Raw genomic sequence first — 2,152 nt, 5'->3', positions numbered from 1 at the left:
CAAGGGGAGAGGGAAGAGCGAACATGAGGTGAGAACCATGTGGCCTGACCGTCGACTGATCGATCTCTTCAAGACCGAACTCCCGATCGTGCTGGCGCCGATGGCCGGCGTGATGGATGCGGAGCTGGTGATCGCGGCTGCGCAGGGCGGGGCGCTGGGCTCGCTGCCCTGCGCGATGATCTCGGCGGAGAAGGCGCGCGAGCAGGTTGGTCTCATCCGCCAGCGCGTGAAGGCGCCGGTCAACATGAACTTCTTCTGCCACACGCCGGTCGATCTCACGACGGATGCCGAAGCGCGGTGGAAGCAGCGGCTCGCCGGCTATTACACCGAGCATGGCCTCGATCCGGCGGCACCGATCGCCGCGGCCAACCGTGCGCCATTCGACGCAGCCTTCTGCGAGGTCGTCGAGGAGCTGAAGCCGGAGGTCGTCAGCTTCCATTTCGGCCTGCCGCACGCGGCGCTGCTCAAGCGCGTCAAGGCGGCCGGCTGCCTCGTCATCTCCTCCGCCACGACGGTGAAGGAAGCCGTCTGGCTCGAGCAGCGCGGCGCCGACGCCGTGATCGCGCAAGGCGCCGAGGCCGGCGGCCATCGCGCCATGTTCCTGACCGAGAAGATTGCCGAGCAGCCCGGCACCTTCGCGCTGGTGCCGCAGGTCGCCGATGCAGTGAAGGTGCCGGTGATCGCGGCCGGTGGCATCGCCGACGGGCGCGGCATTGCCGCGGCCTTTGCGCTCGGTGCCTCCGGCGTGCAGATCGGTAGCGCGTATCTGCGGTGCCCGGAATCCAAGGTCAGCGCGGGCGGCCGCAAGGCGCTCGCTGAGGCGCGGGACGATTCCACCGTCATCACCAATGTCATGACCGGCCGTCCGGCGCGGGGCGTGCAGAACCGCCTGATGCGCGAGGCGGGCCCGATCTCGCCTGATGCGCCTCCCTTTCCCCATGCCGCGACCGCACTGGGGCCGCTCAAGGCGGCTGCCGAAAAGCAGGGCAGGGTGGATTTCACCAATCTCTGGGCCGGCCAGGCCGTCGCCCTCGGCCGCGAGGTCCCCGCGGCCGAATTGACCCGGGATCTGGCCAAATCGGCCTTGGCTTGCCTTAAGGCGCTCGCAGGATAGGCGGGAGATAGACGGGAGCGCCGGTTGCGGCGCAAAACCGGCCTCTGCTATACGGCGGGTAGGTTTTGCCGTGAGAGGCCTTATATAATGTCCGTCGACGCCACTACCGTCCGCCGCATCGCGCATCTGGCGCGCATCGCGGTTTCCGAGGACGAGGTTCCGCATCTGCAGGGCGAGCTCAACGCCATGCTCGCCTTTGTCGAGCAGCTCTCGGAGGTCAATGTCGAGGGCGTGGAGCCCATGACCTCGGTCACCCCGATGCAGATGAAGAAGCGGCAGGACGTGGTCAACGACGGCGAGGTCGCCGACGATATCGTTGCCAACGCGCCCGCGACCGAAGGTCACTTCTTCCTGGTGCCGAAGGTCGTCGAGTAAGTCTCTAATTCAGGACGTTGTCCGATGTGCCTGCTTTGCGACGATGAGAAGGCCTACCAGGCCTACATGAACTATCTCGACAAGATGGAGCGGCAGGGCAAGGCTGCCGATCCCAATGTCGCCGTCAATGCCGTGCTCGACGAGATCGAGGCCGCCGCGAACGCCGCCGCCAAGAAAAAAGACGACCCGGCCAACGACAAAACCCTGTCTCCGTTCTTCTGCAGCCCGATCAATAAATGACCGATTTGACATCGCTGACGCTCGCCGAGGCCCGCAAGGGCCTCGCGGCCAAGACTTTCACGTCACTCGAGCTGACCGACGCGCATCTGTCCGCGATCGAAGCTGCGCGCGTGCTCAATGCCTTCGTGATGGAGACGCCCGATCGCGCGCGTGACATGGCGAAGGCCGTGGACGAGAAGATCGCCAGGGGTGAGGGCGGTCCGCTCGCCGGCATCCCGCTGGGCATCAAGGATCTGTTCGCAACCAAGGGCGTGCGCACCACGGCGTGCTCGAAGATCCTCGGCAATTTCGTGCCGACCTACGAGTCCACCATCACCTCGCAGCTCTGGCGCGACGGCGCGGTGATGCTCGGCAAGCTCAACAATGACGAGTTCGCGATGGGCTCGGCCAACGAGACCTCGTGCTTCGGTCCCGTCGGCAATC

At 65.8% G+C, this 2,152-nt stretch carries 4 protein-coding genes; all 4 read left to right on the top strand.

Going from position 1 to position 2,152, the window contains the following annotated elements; translation table 11 throughout:
• Positions 1-37: 37 nt before the first annotated feature.
• Positions 38-1,114 carry an NAD(P)H-dependent flavin oxidoreductase gene (locus tag AC1D00_RS37990; protein WP_477014206.1) on the top strand — a complete coding sequence of 359 codons (1,077 nt, stop codon included), beginning with the start codon at positions 38-40 and terminating at the stop codon, positions 1,112-1,114.
• 87 nt (positions 1,115-1,201) lie between these two features.
• Entirely contained in the window at positions 1,202-1,489 is a 288-nt protein-coding gene (gene gatC, locus AC1D00_RS37985; RefSeq protein WP_027547181.1) for an Asp-tRNA(Asn)/Glu-tRNA(Gln) amidotransferase subunit GatC, read from the top strand.
• Positions 1,490-1,513: 24 nt separating this feature from the next.
• Positions 1,514-1,729, top strand: a complete 216-nt coding sequence (locus tag AC1D00_RS37980) for a hypothetical protein (protein ID WP_135177227.1) — start codon at positions 1,514-1,516, stop codon at positions 1,727-1,729.
• On the top strand, positions 1,726-2,152 hold a 427-nt coding region (locus tag AC1D00_RS37975), incomplete at its 3' end, for an amidase family protein (protein ID WP_477014205.1). The genes AC1D00_RS37980 and AC1D00_RS37975, both read left to right, overlap by 4 nt.

It is taken from the genome of Bradyrhizobium sp. P2_E8 (assembly GCF_056403875.1).
This window is presented reverse-complemented; position numbering and strand designations above follow the sequence as displayed.